Source organism: Capnocytophaga sp. oral taxon 902 (assembly GCF_013394735.1).
Classification (GTDB): domain Bacteria; phylum Bacteroidota; class Bacteroidia; order Flavobacteriales; family Flavobacteriaceae; genus Capnocytophaga; species Capnocytophaga ochracea.
This window is the reverse complement of the sequence record NZ_CP058261.1, coordinates 803,529-819,743: the sequence shown is the minus strand read 5'-3', so window position 1 is coordinate 819,743 and position 16,215 is coordinate 803,529. Positions and strand designations below refer to the sequence as shown.

15 protein-coding genes are annotated in these 16,215 nt (G+C 39.5%); 5 read left to right on the top strand and 10 right to left on the bottom strand.

All coding sequences use genetic code 11. The features are described 5' to 3' along the window. The first annotated feature begins 211 nt into the window (after nucleotides 1-211). A complete protein-coding gene (locus HW278_RS03430) occupies nucleotides 212-1,351 on the top strand; it encodes a PD-(D/E)XK nuclease family protein (protein ID WP_009420758.1) in 1,140 nt (379 codons plus the stop codon). A gap of 126 nt (nucleotides 1,352-1,477) precedes the next feature. On the opposite strand, the gene rpoB is transcribed toward HW278_RS03430, so the two are convergent. From rpoB to HW278_RS03380, 10 genes are all read right to left on the bottom strand, one after another. After that, complete coding sequence (rpoB, locus tag HW278_RS03425; protein WP_009411590.1) at nucleotides 1,478-5,287, bottom strand: DNA-directed RNA polymerase subunit beta; 3,810 nt, start codon at nucleotides 5,285-5,287, stop codon at nucleotides 1,478-1,480. Nucleotides 5,288-5,451: 164 nt separating this feature from the next. Next, nucleotides 5,452-5,745 (bottom strand): type II toxin-antitoxin system RelE/ParE family toxin, encoded by a 294-nt coding sequence (locus HW278_RS03420; protein ID WP_178976934.1) that lies wholly within the window; start codon nucleotides 5,743-5,745, stop codon nucleotides 5,452-5,454. Further along, nucleotides 5,717-5,920 carry a hypothetical protein gene (locus HW278_RS03415; protein ID WP_009420760.1) on the bottom strand — a complete coding sequence of 68 codons (204 nt, stop codon included), beginning with the start codon at nucleotides 5,918-5,920 and terminating at the stop codon, nucleotides 5,717-5,719. The genes HW278_RS03420 and HW278_RS03415 overlap by 29 nt, the downstream gene beginning before the upstream one ends. A gap of 82 nt (nucleotides 5,921-6,002) precedes the next feature. Then, entirely contained in the window at nucleotides 6,003-6,386 is a 384-nt protein-coding gene (gene rplL, locus HW278_RS03410) for a 50S ribosomal protein L7/L12 (protein ID WP_002673673.1), read from the bottom strand. Between the two features lie 51 nt (nucleotides 6,387-6,437). Further along, nucleotides 6,438-6,953: a 50S ribosomal protein L10 gene (gene rplJ, locus HW278_RS03405; protein ID WP_002673671.1), complete on the bottom strand. Its 516-nt coding sequence runs from the start codon at nucleotides 6,951-6,953 to the stop codon at nucleotides 6,438-6,440. A 22-nt stretch (nucleotides 6,954-6,975) separates the two neighbouring features. Continuing rightward, entirely contained in the window at nucleotides 6,976-7,665 is a 690-nt protein-coding gene (gene rplA / locus HW278_RS03400; RefSeq protein ID WP_002673670.1) for a 50S ribosomal protein L1, read from the bottom strand. A gap of 12 nt (nucleotides 7,666-7,677) precedes the next feature. Further along, the gene (rplK, locus tag HW278_RS03395; protein WP_002673669.1) at nucleotides 7,678-8,115 is read right to left on the bottom strand and encodes a 50S ribosomal protein L11; all 438 of its coding nucleotides are present in this window, start codon (nucleotides 8,113-8,115) and stop codon (nucleotides 7,678-7,680) included. A gap of 48 nt (nucleotides 8,116-8,163) precedes the next feature. Next, a complete protein-coding gene (gene nusG, locus HW278_RS03390; protein ID WP_002673668.1) occupies nucleotides 8,164-8,715 on the bottom strand; it encodes a transcription termination/antitermination protein NusG in 552 nt (183 codons plus the stop codon). A gap of 11 nt (nucleotides 8,716-8,726) precedes the next feature. Then, complete coding sequence (gene secE / locus HW278_RS03385) at nucleotides 8,727-8,912, bottom strand: preprotein translocase subunit SecE (RefSeq protein WP_002673667.1); 186 nt, start codon at nucleotides 8,910-8,912, stop codon at nucleotides 8,727-8,729. A gap of 322 nt (nucleotides 8,913-9,234) precedes the next feature. Further along, a complete protein-coding gene (locus HW278_RS03380) occupies nucleotides 9,235-10,617 on the bottom strand; it encodes a leucine-rich repeat domain-containing protein (protein WP_178976933.1) in 1,383 nt (460 codons plus the stop codon). Nucleotides 10,618-11,721: 1,104 nt separating this feature from the next. Between HW278_RS03380 and HW278_RS03375 the strand changes: the two genes are divergently transcribed. The 4 genes from HW278_RS03375 to HW278_RS03360 all read left to right on the top strand — a co-directional run bounded on the left by HW278_RS03375 (nucleotide 11,722) and on the right by HW278_RS03360 (nucleotide 16,209). After that, nucleotides 11,722-13,839 (top strand): peptidylprolyl isomerase, encoded by a 2,118-nt coding sequence (locus tag HW278_RS03375; RefSeq protein ID WP_178976932.1) that lies wholly within the window; start codon nucleotides 11,722-11,724, stop codon nucleotides 13,837-13,839. 221 nt (nucleotides 13,840-14,060) lie between these two features. After that, the gene (pdxH, locus tag HW278_RS03370; protein ID WP_034554117.1) at nucleotides 14,061-14,702 is read left to right on the top strand and encodes a pyridoxamine 5'-phosphate oxidase; all 642 of its coding nucleotides are present in this window, start codon (nucleotides 14,061-14,063) and stop codon (nucleotides 14,700-14,702) included. A gap of 180 nt (nucleotides 14,703-14,882) precedes the next feature. Continuing rightward, nucleotides 14,883-15,239 carry a hypothetical protein gene (locus HW278_RS03365; protein WP_009419251.1) on the top strand — a complete coding sequence of 119 codons (357 nt, stop codon included), beginning with the start codon at nucleotides 14,883-14,885 and terminating at the stop codon, nucleotides 15,237-15,239. A gap of 214 nt (nucleotides 15,240-15,453) precedes the next feature. Next, nucleotides 15,454-16,209, top strand: a complete 756-nt coding sequence (locus HW278_RS03360; RefSeq protein ID WP_178976931.1) for an alpha/beta fold hydrolase — start codon at nucleotides 15,454-15,456, stop codon at nucleotides 16,207-16,209. Nucleotides 16,210-16,215 lie beyond the last annotated feature (6 nt).

Sequence of the window (16,215 nt, the reverse complement as noted above, 5' to 3'; positions counted from 1 at the left end):
TCTAAGCTAAGACAATAGTTATCATTGAGCCTTATATTCACCAAGTGTCCCAAAAAGTAATCAGGGTTGATATTCTGTATTATCGTCAGTGATGTAAGTAAGTTGTTGCATAATAATTCTTTTTAGAAAGAAAACGCGCAAATATACATTTTTTTCAGCGAAAAACAATATTTTGATTTTAATTTCCTAATTTTGTATCCCAAAAGGAATAATGATGAAAGAACTAAAAAATCTATTACAGCAAGTCGCTACTATCACCCAAAAGAACAACGAACTTTTGGACGCTACGGGAGGGCGCTTTAATATGTTTCGCATCTGTGGGGTAAATCATTATGAAAATACCCATTCTGCCATTATTGCCGAATTGCTAAACCCCAAGGGCTCTCATTCACTAAAATCATCCTTCCTTGAAGCTTTTTTAAATCTAATCGACAAAGATTCTATACCCACTACATTCAATCCCTCAACAGCAACTGCTTATACCGAATATACTACCGATAACGGACGTATAGATATCCTCATAGAAGACGACCAAAAGAATGCTCTTATCATAGAAAATAAAATCTACGCACCTGACCAACGCGAACAATTAAAACGCTACAACCAATACTCTCAAAAACAGTATAAGGCGTATAAGATTTATTATCTTACACTCTTGGGAGATAAGGCTTCAGAGCAAAGCGGTGAGGGGGTGAACTACCTACCCATTTCTTATTCTGATACTATTATCAAGTGGTTAGACCAATGTATTACCCTATCAACTCGCTTGCCCATAGTACGTGAAACCCTCATTCAGTACAGTAACCATTTAAAAACACTCACAAATCAAGATATGAACACCAAAAATCAAGAAGAAATAGTAAAAACTTTAGGTGATTTTGGCAACTTAGAAGCTGTACAAAGCATTTTTCTGAACTATCCCAAAGTATTTAATTACTTAGCCCAAACACATTTTAACCCTAAAATGGACACCTTTGCTAAGGACAGAGAATTAGAATACCATTACGAGGAAGCTCACGAATCACATATAAGCTTTTATCTTAGTTGTAAAGAATGGGAAGACAAAGTAAATATAAGCTTCGATTTTGAAGAAGGAGGTTATTACTACGGAGTATATAATGACCCCAAAAAGTATCAACTTTCAGAAGAAAATAAAATAACCTTGCACCAACGTTTGCAAGAAAAAGGAATTCCTATTCGTGAAACAGAATGGTATCCTTTTTATGAAAACATCAGCAATCTAACCATTGAACATTGGGAGAGAGATATTGTAAAGAGTGATGCTTTCTTCGAGAGTTGCAAACAAAGAGTAGAAATACTATTAGACGCCTTAAAAGGATTAAATTTCTAGTAAATAATCTACCATTTGCTGTCTAACTCCTATATAAAAACAAAAATTCCAAACTACTGAACATTCAATAGTTTGGAATTTTATTATAATTTCAACAATTAATTATTAACCATTAATAATTAATCATTATTCTTCAAGTCTAATATCCAATCCAAGACCTTTAAGCTCGTGCATCAATACGTTGAACGATTCTGGTAAGCCTGGTTCTGGCATTGTCTCACCTTTTACAATCGCTTCGTAAGTTTTGGCACGACCTACTACGTCATCGGATTTTACAGTTAAGATTTCACGTAAGGTACTAGAAGCTCCATAAGCCTCCAATGCCCATACCTCCATCTCTCCAAAACGCTGTCCACCAAATTGGGCTTTACCTCCCAATGGCTGTTGGGTGATAAGTGAGTACGGACCGATAGAACGCGCGTGCATCTTATCGTCAATCATATGTCCGAGCTTAATCATATAAATTACCCCTACAGTGGCTTTTTGGTCGAAACGTTCACCAGTACCACCATCGTATAGGTAAGTATGACCGAAACGCGGTACGCCTGCTTCATCGGTAAGCTCATTAATTTGCTCAAGCGATGCTCCATCGAAGATAGGAGTTGCAAACTTCTTGCCGAGCTTTTGTCCTGCCCAACCCAATACAGTTTCGTATATCTGACCGATGTTCATACGTGAAGGTACCCCAAGTGGGTTCAACACGATGTCTACCGGAGTTCCGTCTTCAAGGAATGGCATATCCTCATCGCGAACGATACGTGCTACGATACCCTTGTTACCGTGACGACCTGCCATCTTATCTCCTACTTTTAGTTTACGTTTCTTAGCTACGTAAATTTTAGCTAATTTTAGGATACCTGCAGGTAATTCGTCACCCACAGCAATGGTAAATTTATCGCGACGTAATCCTCCTTGTAGGTCATTTTCACGAATGCGATAGTTGTGCAAAAGGTCGTCTATAAGACCGTTGATGTGCTTATCGTCAGTCCAACCTGCAGAAGTAAGGTGAGCATAATCCTCAATGCCTTCAAGCACTTTCTTAGTATATTTCTTACCTTTAGGCACAATTTCTTCACCGAGGTCGTTCACTACTCCTTCCGAAGTCTTTTCAGCTACCAAACTGTATAGTTTTTCCAATAATTTAGAGCGAAGAGCTTCAAACTTAGCGTTGTAATCAGCTTCTAATTGTGCTACGTCTTCTTTATCTTTACTGCGTTTGCGTTTGTCTTTTACCGCACGTGAGAACAATTTCTTGTCGATAACCACCCCGTAAAGTGAAGGTGAAGCTTTTAGAGAAGCGTCTTTCACATCACCCGCTTTATCACCAAAGATAGCACGGAGGAGTTTCTCTTCAGGGGTAGGGTCTGATTCTCCTTTAGGAGTAATCTTACCGATAAGAATATCTCCTGGGCGTACTTCTGCTCCAATGCGAATCATACCGTATTCGTCCAAATCTTTGGTTGCATCTTCCGATACGTTAGGGATATCATTGGTAAGCTCTTCGGCTCCCAATTTAGTATCACGCACTTCCAAAGCGTATTCATCAATGTGGATAGAAGTGAATAAATCCTCACGTACAGCGCGTTCCGAAATCACAATCGCGTCCTCAAAGTTATAACCTTTCCAAGGCATAAACGCTACCTTCATATTACGACCGAGTGCTAACTCTCCGTTTTCAGTAGCATAACCTTCACACAACACCTGACCTTTTTTCACTCTCTCACCTTTTTCAACTATCGGTTTTAGGTTGATACAAGTGCCTTGGTTTGTTTTTTGGAATTTGATAAGGTTATATACTGTTTCATCAGCATCAAAGCTCACTAATTTTTGTTCATCAGTGCGGTCATAAGTGATAATGATTTTATCAGCATCTACATAATCAACTGTACCATCACCCTCTGCATTCATAAGCACACGGGCATCCGAAGCTACACGGCGTTCCAAACCTGTTCCTACAATAGGTGCTTCAGGTCTTAACAAAGGTACTGCCTGACGCATCATATTCGAGCCCATCAACGCACGGTTCGCGTCGTCGTGTTCCAAGAACGGAATAAGGGAAGCCGAAATAGAAGCGATTTGGTTAGGCGCCACGTCTATATATTGTACTTCGTTAGGTTCAATTACAGGGAAGTCACCATCTTCTTTTACAACCACTTTTTCCTCAATGATATTAGCTTTATCGTCTAATGCGATATTAGCCATACCAATTTTGAGTCCTTCTTCGTCTTCGGCAGTCAGGTAGGTCATATCTTTAAGATCTACCTTCCCATTAGTAACTTTGTGGTAAGGCGTTTCTATAAAGCCCATACCGTTTACCTTCGAGAATACCGCCAACGAAGATATCAAACCGATATTTGGCCCTTCTGGGGTTTCAATAGGACACAAGCGTCCGTAGTGAGTATAGTGTACGTCTCGCACCTCGAAGCCCGCACGCTCACGCGACAAACCTCCAGGTCCTAAGGCAGACAAACGGCGTTTGTGGGTAATCTCAGCCAATGGATTCGTTTGATCCATAAACTGAGATAATTGGTTTGTACCAAAGAACGAGTTAATCACAGACGAAAGGGTCTTCGCATTGATTAAATCGATAGGAGTAAATACCTCGTTGTCACGTACGTTCATACGTTCGCGAATAGTGCGCGACATACGAGAAAGACCTACGCCAAATTGAGCTGCCAATTGCTCTCCTACCGTACGCACACGGCGGTTAGACAAGTGGTCGATATCATCTACCTCTGCTTTAGAGTTGATGAGCTCAATCAAGTATTTTACAATGGTAATGATATCCTCTTTGGTAAGCACTTGCTTTTCCATAGGGGTATCCAATCCCAATTTTTTGTTGATACGGTAACGCCCTACGTCTCCCAAGTTGTAACGTTGGTCTGAGAAGAATAGCTTGTCGATAATACCGCGAGCAGTTTCCTCATCGGGCGGTTCAGCATTACGCAACTGTCGGTAAATGTGTTCTACTGCTTCTTTCTCAGAGTTGGTAGGGTCTTTTTGTAAAGTATTGTGGATAATGGTATAGTCGGTAGCCTGACTATCTTCTTTGTGAAGAAGAATGGTCTTTACATCAGCTTCTAAGATTTCTTGAATGTTATCTTCATCGAGTACAGTATCGCGGTCGAGGATAATCTCATTACGCTCAATAGATACTACCTCTCCGGTATCTTCGTCTACGAAGTCTTCGTGCCAAGTATTGAGCACACGGGCAGCCAAACGACGACCGATGTATTTTTTAAGCCCTGTTTTAGAAACCTTTATTTCTTCTGCAAGGTCGAATATTTCCAATATATCTTTATCGCGTTCAAACCCAATCGCACGGAAGAGTGTTGTAACAGGGAGTTTCTTCTTACGGTCGATATAGGCATACATCACGTTGTTGATATCGGTAGCAAACTCAATCCACGAACCTTTGAAAGGAATAATACGTGCAGAGTAGAGTTTAGTACCATTAGCGTGAAACGACTGACCGAAGAATACCCCTGGTGAACGGTGTAACTGCGATACTACTACACGCTCAGCTCCGTTGATAACGAATGTTCCGCTTGCCGTCATATAAGGGATTGTGCCCAAATAAACGTCTTGTACGATAGTTTCAAAATCTTCGTGCTCGGGGTCAGTACAATAAAGCTTTAATCGGGCTTTCAGAGGCACACTATAGGTAAGACCGCGTTCTATACATTCTTGGATAGTGTAGCGAGGAGGGTCTACGAAATAGTCGAGAAACTCCAATACGAATTGGTTGCGAGTGTCCGATATAGGAAAGTTCTCTTTAAAGGTATGATACAATCCCTCGTGCACTCGGTCTTCCGATTTGGTCTCCATCTGAAAGAACTCTTGAAACGATTTGATTTGAATATCCAAGAAGTCAGGATATTCAGGAACGTGTTTCACGGAAGCAAAATTCACTCTTGCGGTTTGATTCGTAAGCATTTTCTTTACTTTAATATTATTGTTTAATCGTTAGTAGTAAGTTGTTAGTCGTGAGTTTGTCATAGTTAAGACTTTGTTAAAGTCCTAAACTTTTTTAAAGTTGATATGGCACAAATCTCTTGCCATAATATCGTTGTTGTATTGTTGTTTTTTTAAGTAAGTTACTAAAATAAAGGTTCTTGATAATTACTTCTAAAATCTCTTATTTCTATTACATTAAGTTCTTTGTATACTTTATAATAAATTACAAACCTTTTATTTAGGAAATATTTTCTATATAAATCCTTAATTTCACTATAAACTGCTAAAAAATAAGGGTTTTCAACTAACTCATCTTCTAAGGCTTCAACAGCTTGTATTATCTTAAATGAATAATCAAAAGAACCATTGTGTTTCTCCCAATAGTCGAGAGCATCGTAATATTTTCTTTTAGCCTCTATTACCCAACTTACTCGCATATCTTTCCCGTACTTCTTTCCGTACTTCTTCACTACTCATTATCATTCCTAATTTTGATTGCTCTTCTGCAATCGCTAAACTCTTTAGCTCATCAGGTGTTAATTGATAGTAAAAATCTTCTTTTTCAAAAGAATGTTTACGGTCATCTATTTCTGTATTCAATAGAGTTTCCATAGCCTATTATTTAAATTACAAAATGGTTTAGGTCTAATTCCTACTGAAAAAGACCTAAACCTTATAGGGTTTATAAGTAAAATTATTTCAATTCTACTTCTGCACCAGCTTCTTCTAAAGATTTTTTAAGCCCTTCAGCTTCTTCTTTAGAAACACCTTCTTTTACTTTTGAAGGAGCGCCGTCTACTACTTCTTTAGCTTCTTTTAGTCCAAGACCAGTTAAGTCTTTTACTAATTTAACAACCGCTAATTTGTTAGCACCTGCTGATTTCAAGAATACATCAAATTCTGTTTTTTCAGCACCAGCTTCTGCTGCACCTCCGGCTACTGCACCTCCAGCTGCTACTGCTACTGCTGCAGCTGCTGGCTCAATGCCGTACTCATCTTTCAAGATTTGTGCAAGCTCGTTTACTTCTTTAACGGTTAAGTTTACTAATTGTTCTGCGAATTTTTTTAAATCTGCCATTTTTCTATCGTTTTTGTTTAATTGTTTAAAAATAATTTTGTGCGTTTAGTTTTATTTTTCAGATAAGGTCTTGATGATACCAGCCAATTTACCTCCTCCTGATTTAAGAGCTGAAACAACGTTCTTGGCAGGTGATTGGAGCAAGCCAATGATTTCACCAATAACTTCGTTCTTAGATTTGAGAGCTGATAAGGCGTCTAATTGATTGTCGCCGATAAATACAGCTGCATCTACATATGCCCCTTTCAAGATAGGTTTCTCTGATTTCTTGCGGAACTCTTTAATGAGCTTAGCAGGAGCGTTCCCTACTTCAGCATACATCAATGAGGTATTTCCTTTAAGAATAGTTGGCAATTCACCAAACTCTTTTTCTGAAACTTCCATTGCTTTGGCAAGCAAAGTGTTCTTTACAACTGCCAATTTGATATTTGCTTTGAAACAAGCACGACGCAATGCGCTTGTGTCCTGAGCATTCAAACCAGTTAAATCTGTTACATAAATAACATTACTCTCAGCTAACTGTGCAGTTAAATTATCTATTACTAATGATTTTTCTTCTCTTGTCATAATTTTGGTTTTTAACTACAAATTAAACTGTTTTAGTATCTACTGCAATACTTGGGCTCATAGTAGATGAAAGATAAATCGATTTCATATACGCACCCTTAGCGGCAGTAGGTTTCATCTTTATTAATGTTTGAATTAACTCATTGGCGTTGTCTACAATCTTATCGGCAGTGAAGGATATTTTACCGATAGAGGCGTGAACGATACCTGTTTTGTCTACACGGAAGTCGATTTTACCAGACTTTACTTCTTGTACAGCTTTCCCGATTTCCATAGTAACAGTACCAGTTTTAGGGTTTGGCATCAAGCCTCGAGGACCCAATACTCGTCCTAAAGGACCTAACTTACCCATTACTGCTGGCATAGTAACGATTACGTCTACATCTGTCCAACCATCTTTTATCTTTTGTAGATATTCATCAAGCCCTACATAGTCAGCTCCAGCAGCTTTAGCTTCTGCTTCTTTCTCTGGAGTTACTAAGGCAAGCACTCGCACGTCTTTACCTGTTCCGTGAGGAAGCGTAACTACGCCTCGCACCATTTGGTTTGCTTTACGTGGGTCTACCCCTAAACGCACTGCAATGTCCACAGAAGCATCAAATTTAGTGTAAGTGATTTCTTTGAGTAATGCTGAAGCCTCTTTTAATGAATAGAGTTTGTTTCTATCAACTTTTGCAAGAGCTTCTTTGTGTTTCTTTGTTAATTTTGCCATATTGCTTTGCGATTAAAAAGGTTTTTCTCCAGTTACTGTAATACCCATTGAACGTGCCGTACCAGCAACCATACTCATTGCAGATTCAATTGTAAATGCACTCAAATCCGGCATTTTGTCTTCTGCAATTGCTCTCACTTGTTCCCAAGTGATACTTGCTACTTTCTTACGGTTTGGCTCTCCGGAACCTCCTTTAACCTTAGCGGCTTCCAACAGCTGAACAGCAGCAGGCGCAGTCTTGATAACAAAGTCGAATGACTTGTCTTTGTAAACGGTGATAACCACAGGAAGTACTTTCCCTTGTTTGTCCTGCGTACGTGCGTTGAACTGCTTGCAGAACTCCATAATATTAACACCGGCAGCACCTAATGCGGGTCCAATTGGTGGCGAAGGATTCGCTTGACCTCCCCGAGCTTGTAGTTTAACTACTTTACTAACTTCTTTTGCCATTGTTTATAATTAATAATTTATTTAAATGCCTCTTTTATGAGGGCTTTGTTACAATTTCTCTACTTGGGTGTAGCTTAGCTCTAATGGCGTTTTGCGCCCAAAGATTTTTACCATCACTTCAAGTTTGCGCTTCTCTTCATTCACGCGCTCTATGGTAGCATTAAAGCCATTGAAAGGCCCATCTATAAGTTTCACCATTTCACCTACTTCAAACGGAATCGCTACCGTCTCTACCGTCTCAGCCAATTCATCTACCTGACCGAGCATACGGCTTACATCAGCTTTGCGCAAGGGTAGTGGGTCACCTCCTTTGGTTTCACTCAAAAAACCTACTACTCCTGGGATAGACTTAATGATATGCACTACCTCGCCAGCTAAGTGAACTTTTACCATTACATAACCGGGCATATGAACCCTATCCTTAGTGGTCTTCTTGCCATTGCGCACCTGAACCACCTTTTCAGTAGGCACTAATACTTCTTCCACATAGTCCGCATACCCCAATCGTGAGGTCTCGTTCTCTATGTAGTTCTTTATTTTGTTCTCCTGACCGGTAACGGTTTTAATTACATACCATTTTTTTTCTATTAATCCAGACATCCTCGCTGTTTTTATTTCATAAATTCAAAATACTTACCTATAAGGTATTCAAATGAAGAATCCATTCCCCAAATTACTAATGAAAATAAGATGGAAAACACCACTACTACCACCATTTCTCTCTGTGCGTCCGAAATAGTAGGCCAAGTAACGTGGTTCGTTAGCTCTTCATAAGACTCTTTAATGTATTGAATCATAACTTATTAGTGTTATAAGTGAGTAATATTACGCCTATTTATGTGCGCTTTTGGGTGGCAAAAGTACGGCGAATTTTTCAATCCGCCAAACTTTTCACATTATTTTTTTAATATTTATTCTTCCCTACCTAATTCTTTTACCTCTCACCTTATTATCTCCTATCTTTTACCATTCCCGTCCACCTCATTATCTTTTACTCACATACCCAGCTGTGAGCCCTCGCTGGCTTCACCTTTCTCGTCCACGTCATTATTTTTTACCTTTTATCTTTTACCTTTTATCTTTTACCTTTTATCTTTTATCTTTTACCTTTCCCTCCCACTATTCCAAAGCACAATCTTTCCACCCTACCGCTTCTCTGTATAAACTTAGTGACCTATGTGGCACTACCACTTTACCGCGGTAGCCTATTTTATTTATAATAGGAGGTGTTGTAGCTTTACTGTGTAATTCCATAAGTCCACTATTCTCAAAGGCTCCTAAATCTATTTTTTCTATGGTGTTCGGCAAATTCAGCTCTTTTAAATTCGCGCAACCGTAAAACGCCTGCACCCCTATTGAAGTCGTAAACTTTGATAGTTTTACCTCTATGAGGTTTGTGCAGTTGTAAAATACCTTCGAAGCAATTACGGTTACCGCTTTGGGTAGTTCTACCGTTTGTATATTCTGGCATTCACCAAAAGCAAGACCTCCTATATATTTTACCTCATCAGGTAAATCAATGTATTGCAAACTCTTACAGCCGTAGAAAGCCGCGTAATAAATATTGGTAAGTGCCAAAGGCATCTGCACCCGCACTAGCGAACTACAATTCTTAAAAGCCTGTATATTGATTTTCTCTACCGTATCCGGAATCACAACAGCAGTAAGACTCGTACAGTCCAAAAAAGTATCGTTTAGGATATGGCGTAACCCGTAAGGCAGTTTCACCTTCATCAAACTGCTACAACTGTTGAAAGCACTTGCCCCTAAAAACACTACACTATCAGGGATATCAATGCTTATCAATCGTCTGCAATACTCAAAAGCATCATCACCTATACTCTCCAATTGCTTAGGAAATGTTACCGAAGAGAGGTTTTCGCAGTACGCAAAAGCACTACTTCTTATATTCTTCACGCTTTCAGGGAGCACCGCCTTCTGTAACTGCTTGCATTGGTAGAAGAGTTGTGAAGAAATCACCGATAGTTTTTCGCCGAGAAAATTCACCTGTTGCAAGCCCGAACAATCCATAAAAGCCCGATTGCCCAGCTCACTCACATTTTCCGGAATCTCTATCTTTTTCAGTGAAGAACATCCTCTAAACGCCTCTTCCCCTATATTAGTAACCGAATTAGGCAGATATATCATCAACAGTTTAGTACAATTCGCAAAAGCACGAGCTCCTATATAGGTTACCGAATTAGGTAATATTTCCACTTTCGTAAGGTTAGTACAGCCCGAGAAAGCCCCCTCTTCAATAGTAGTTACCGTTCCCGCAATGCTGATAGATTTCAGTGGAAGACAATCTTTAAAGGCTTCTTTGGCAATTCTGTTTACAGTGCGAGGCAGTTCGATGCTTCCATCGCGGGGCAACTTACTGTTGTCGCATTTCAGCAGTACCCCATCACTGATGATAAGCGCCTCCAATCCCTTTTGTGCAAAGACAAACTGACTTAAAAAGAGAAAACCCAAAAAGAAGTGTTTGTAGATAGTGGTAGTCATTATTCTGATGTTTTTAGGAGGCAAAAGTACATATTTTTAACAGAACTCACAAACACATCTCCTAATTCTCTAATTTTCAAATAGGCTAATTAAATTACCAGTCACGCTATGCTCTCACATAACCTTCGTCAATCGTCCCTCGTCATTTCTTCCCTTTTCCGTCACTACCTTTTCCCTCTCTGAGGTAGCCAGCAATAGCTGGATATGTGTAAAGGGGGAGGTTTGTCACCTTTTCCAGCTTGTCCCCCTTCGGGGGTTCGGGGGCTTACCGAATAAATGACTCGCCACATTCCCCCTCATTGAGGTAGCCAGCGACAGCTGGGTATGTGTAAAGGGGGGAGGTTTCTTTCGCTTCTTCGTCACACTCCCCCTACTGCCTATGCCCTAAGGCCTATTACCTCTTCCTTTTTCTTTCGTCTCGAAACCCTCTTTTTGTCATTTTTTGCATCGCTATATTATGTTATGAATCAACTACTTATACACCCTTTCTATACCAATCGTCCAAGATTCGTATAAGCTTCCTATAAGCTCTCTATAAGCTAAACCCACCCTCCTTACACCCTTTTTTCTCCAAAATCCCTCCCTCCCTTCTTCCGAACTTTTTCGTTCCCTTCCGAAAACTCAGATGTCTCACTTTTAGAGGTATACACTTTGCCAAAGTTTCAAACTTTGGCAAAGTTAAAAGCCTGTCTTGCTACGACTGCCTGTGCGGCTCGCACCTTTGGCAAAGTTAATCTCCTTTGGTTTAATCTTGTAACTCGCACCTCATTTTCTAATTCCCAAATTTTCTAATTTATCAATTAACCATTAACCACTAACCATTTAATCAACAGCCTTTTACCTTTTACCTTTTACCTTTTACTTAAATAATTTTCAGAATTATTTTTGCATTTCCACAAAAAGCATTACTTTTGCCGTTTGATTAATAACACCAAACAATTTTATAAATGAATCAAGGGTTAAAAAATGGCATATTGTTTTATTGAGAGTTGTACTTTGTAGCTTGTCCCCCTTTGGGGGAACGGGGGCTTTTAATGAAACATTTAAACATTCCTTAATCCAACCTGATTCACAATTTATACTTTTATAAACGATTTATAAACAATGGCAGTACTCGAAAAGATTAGAAGTAAAACCGTATTCCTTATCGCGATTATTGGGCTCGCCCTCTTCGCTTTCATCATCTCCGACTTCATAGGTAAAGGGCGCTTTAGCAACCATACGCCCAACGAAATAGGTAGCGTAAATGGCGAAGAGGTACCTATCGATGCATTCCGTCAGCAAGTCGAAAATGCTACCCGTCAAGCTAACGGACAAGTATCTAGCATCGAAGCCGCTAAATACGTCTGGGAACAAAACGTCCAACAAATCCTACTCAACCAACAAATCGAAAAATTAGGTCTCAGTGTAGAAAAAGACCAGATTTTAGCAATTCTTGCTAAAACACCGCTCGCTCAAAACCCTCAGTTTGTGAATGAGTACGGAGTGTTCGACGCAAATAAATTCACCAACTATTTGGCTACCCTCAAAAACACCAATCCACAAGCCTATGCTCAGTGGAAAATGCAAGAAGATGCTATTATCGAAGATGCTAAACAGCGAATGTATTTCAGCCTTATCCGCGCAGGTCTCGGCGTTACCAATACCGAAGCCGAAATGGAATACCATCAAGAAAAAGACCTCGCCGATATCAGCTATGTAGCGTTGCAATACAGCTCTATCGATGATAAAAGCGTAAAGGTAACCGATAGCGAGATACAAGATTATATCAAAAAACACGAAAAGCAATTTAAGCAAGAGGCTTATCGCAATATCCAGTATATAGTAGTGAGCGAAAAACCATCGCAAACCGATATTGAAACCGAAAAAGAAAGCCTACTCAAGCTCTTGCAACCCGAAGTAGTGTTTAACAGCAAAACCAATAAAAACGATACTATTGCAGGCTTTGCTAAAACAAAAAACATCAAAGATTTCGTAGACCGTCATTCCGATGTGCCTTACGATAGCATTTTTGTAAATAAAGATAATCTTCGTTCTTCTTACGCCGATACTCTTTTCAACCTTCCGGTAGGCAAAGTGTTCGGTCCTTATGAAGAAGATGGAAGTCTCAAACTCAGCCGTATGATTGCCAAACAACCAGGCGGTGCTGTGAAAGCAAGCCATATTCTTATAGCCTACGCCGGCAGTCAGGCAGCTACGCCTAATACTACCCGTACTAAGGAAGAAGCTAAGGCAAAAGCCGAAGGGCTTTTAGCTCAAGCCAAAGCAGCAGGTGCTGATTTTGCGCAACTCGCTCGTGAAAATTCTGAAGAACCAGGAGCTGTTTACAGTGCAGGCGACCTCGGGTTCTTCTCCAAAGGCGCTATGGTAAAACCTTTTGAAGAATTTGCTTTCAACAATGCTGTAGGTACTATTGGGTTAGTAGAAACCGATTTTGGTTTCCACGTAGTAAAAGTAACTGATAAAGCCGAAGCAGTGAACATTGCTACTATCAGCCGTAAAGTAGACCCTTCCGAAGCGACCATCAACTCTCTTTTCTCTAAGGTAACCAACTTCGAAATGAAGGCAGCTCAAAACCCCAAAGAGTTTGCTAATATTGCTAAAAAAAGTGAACTTTCAGTGCTCCGTGCCGATAACCTACATAAGAACGACGATCAAATCATAGGATTGGGCTCTAACCGTTCTATCGTACAATGGTTGTTCCAAAAGGACACTAAAATAGGTGATATCAAGAAATTCACCAGTGGTGGTAACTATATTGTAGCCCAATTGGTAAAACAAGGTGAAGAAGGTATTAGCTCAGTACAAGATGCTGCTCCTATGGTAAAACCAATTCTCATTCGCGAGAAAAAAGCCGCTATCTTAAAAGAGAAAGCCAAAGGCAATAGCCTCGAAGCTATCGCTTCAGCTAACAAAACCGAAGTGAAAAGCGCTGCCAACCTCATAATGAAAAACCCAACTATCATAGGCGAAGGACGTGAACCTAAAGTAGTAGGTGCAGCCTTCGGACTCAAACAAGGTCAGCTTTCTAAACCTATCGACGGCGAAAATGCGGTATACGTAATCCAACTTACCTCAGCTACTGTAGCTCCTGCATTGGACAACTACAAAACCTATGCTGAAACTGTTGAGAAACTCCGCACCGACCGTGCTGCTCAAGGTATTCTCAAATCATTAGAAAGCACTGCCACTATTAAAGAAAATCTAAGTGCTTTCTATTAATAAATAGAAGAAATTAGGAAAATAGAAAACAGGAGTTAAAGATGTATGTCTTTAACTCCTGTTTTCTTACATTCAGTAATTTTTCAAATTTGCTAATTTGTTAATCTCAGCTGGCGCGAGCTTGTAGCTCGTGCCCATTCTAATTTTCAAGTTTGCTAATTATTTTTTATCTTTGCACCGCCAACCTTTTACCTTTTACTTTTTATCTTTTACCTAAACAAATGGATTTAAGCAATTACCGAAAAACGTACAACAAGCGTGCTCTTTTAGAAAGCGATGCTCCTGAGAATCCTATGCAGCTCTTTCAAACCTGGTTCTACGAAGCCGATGAGAGCAACAGTGTAGACGAAGCTAATGCGATGTCAGTAAGTACCATAGGGCTCGATGGTTACCCAAAGACCCGCGTAGTACTCCTCAAACAGTACACTTACGAAGGCTTTATTTTCTACACCAATTACAACAGCGAAAAAGGAAAAGCCATTCTCGCCAATCCTCACTTGTGTTTATCTTTCTTCTGGCCCTCTCTCGAAAGGCAAATCATCATCAAAGGTATTGCTGAAAAAGTCCCTGCCAATATTTCCGACGGTTATTTTGAGTCACGCCCTTTGGGCAGTCAGTTAGGAGCAATAGTATCGCCACAAAGCGAAGTAATCCCTTCAAGAGAATACCTCGAAGAGCACCTGCACGCATTAGAAAAACAATACGAAGGCAAAGAAGTACCTCGTCCTGAGCATTGGGGAGGTTTCTTAGTCCGACCACAAAGCCTTGAATTTTGGCAAGGACGCCCTAATCGTCTACACGACCGTCTGCGTTACACTCTTACTGAAGACTACGATTGGAAATTAGAGCGATTAGCGCCGTGAAAGAGTCGCACACTTTGCCAAAGTTTCAAATTTTAGCAAAGTTGAATTGTCAATTATTTATGAATATTCTCTCCGCTGGTGCTAGCTTGTAGCTCGTACCATAATAATACAACATAAAATTGGCAATTATTAACATCTCCTTCCCTAAAGTTAAAGATTAAAAACTAACACCTAAATCCTATGATAGAGAAAGATTACCTCAAACGGCAAATAGACCTTTTCTTTGAAGAGCTCACCGCACTATTGAGCAAAAAGCCCGCAAAAGAAGAGCAACTCAAATATTTGGACTACTTAGCCGAAAAATATACTCCACACACACTTACTTATTTCATCAATACTCCTACAGATACAATACTTTTAGCCTATAAAAATAGTGAAGATACCTTAGAAATCATCTCAGAACTATTGTTTTTTTTCGATGATAAAGCTACCCTCCAGAAAACCGCTGATATTATAAAATACCTCAATCGTAGCAGCAAAGAATATTCTTTCAGAAGAAATACTCATTTACAAGAACTCATACATAAGTTACAATAACCTTTGGTTAATTTACTAATTTGTAACTATTTCTTATTTTTCACATTGGAAAAAACATTGTTGTACGATGTGATATTTTATTGTATTTGCTTAATAAATAACTATTTGCGTTAATAATAAGAAGAGAGAGTAAAAAATATTTTCACTTTCCTGCACGTAAATAGAAATAAAAATATTACCTTTGTAGCTCAAAAAAACTTTTTGATAAAAACCGATGACAGTAGAAGTAAAAAAAGAAGGTAAATTTTCATACATCGAAAAAGGTGAGGGCACTCCTATCATTATCTTACACGGCTTGATGGGTGGGCTTAGTAACTTTGAAGAAGTAGTTTCTTTTTTTTCCAGCAAATATAAAGTGGTAGTCCCCGAACTGCCTCTCTTCTCTATGCCTTTGCTCACAACTTCGGTGAAAACATTGGCTAAATATATACAGAAATTTATCAAACACAAGAAGTTTGAAAAAGTAATCCTGCTTGGCAATTCACTTGGTGGACACGTAGGCTTGCTCTATGCTAAAATGCACCCTAAAAACGTACTCGGATTAGTGCTTACAGGTAGTTCTGGATTGTATGAGAAAGCAATGAGCGATGGCTATCCACGTCGTGGTGATTACGATTTCATCAAAAAGAAATGCGAAGAAGTGTTCTACGACCCCGCTGTAGCTACTAAAGAAATTGTAGATGAAGTATTTGCTAATATCTCCGATCGTTCTAAACTTATCAAAACTTTGGCACTTGCCAAAAGTGCTATCCGCAACAATATGGCAAAAGATTTGCCTAAAATGGAAACCCCTACTTGCCTCATCTGGGGTAAGAATGACAATGTAACCCCTCCTAAAGTCGCTGAAGAATTCCACGAACTATTGCCTAATTCCGAACTGCATTGGATAGATAAATGTGGTCACGCCCCAATGATGGAACACCCTCAACAGTTCAACGAGATTTTAAATAAGTGGCTTGAAAATAGATAGGAGGTA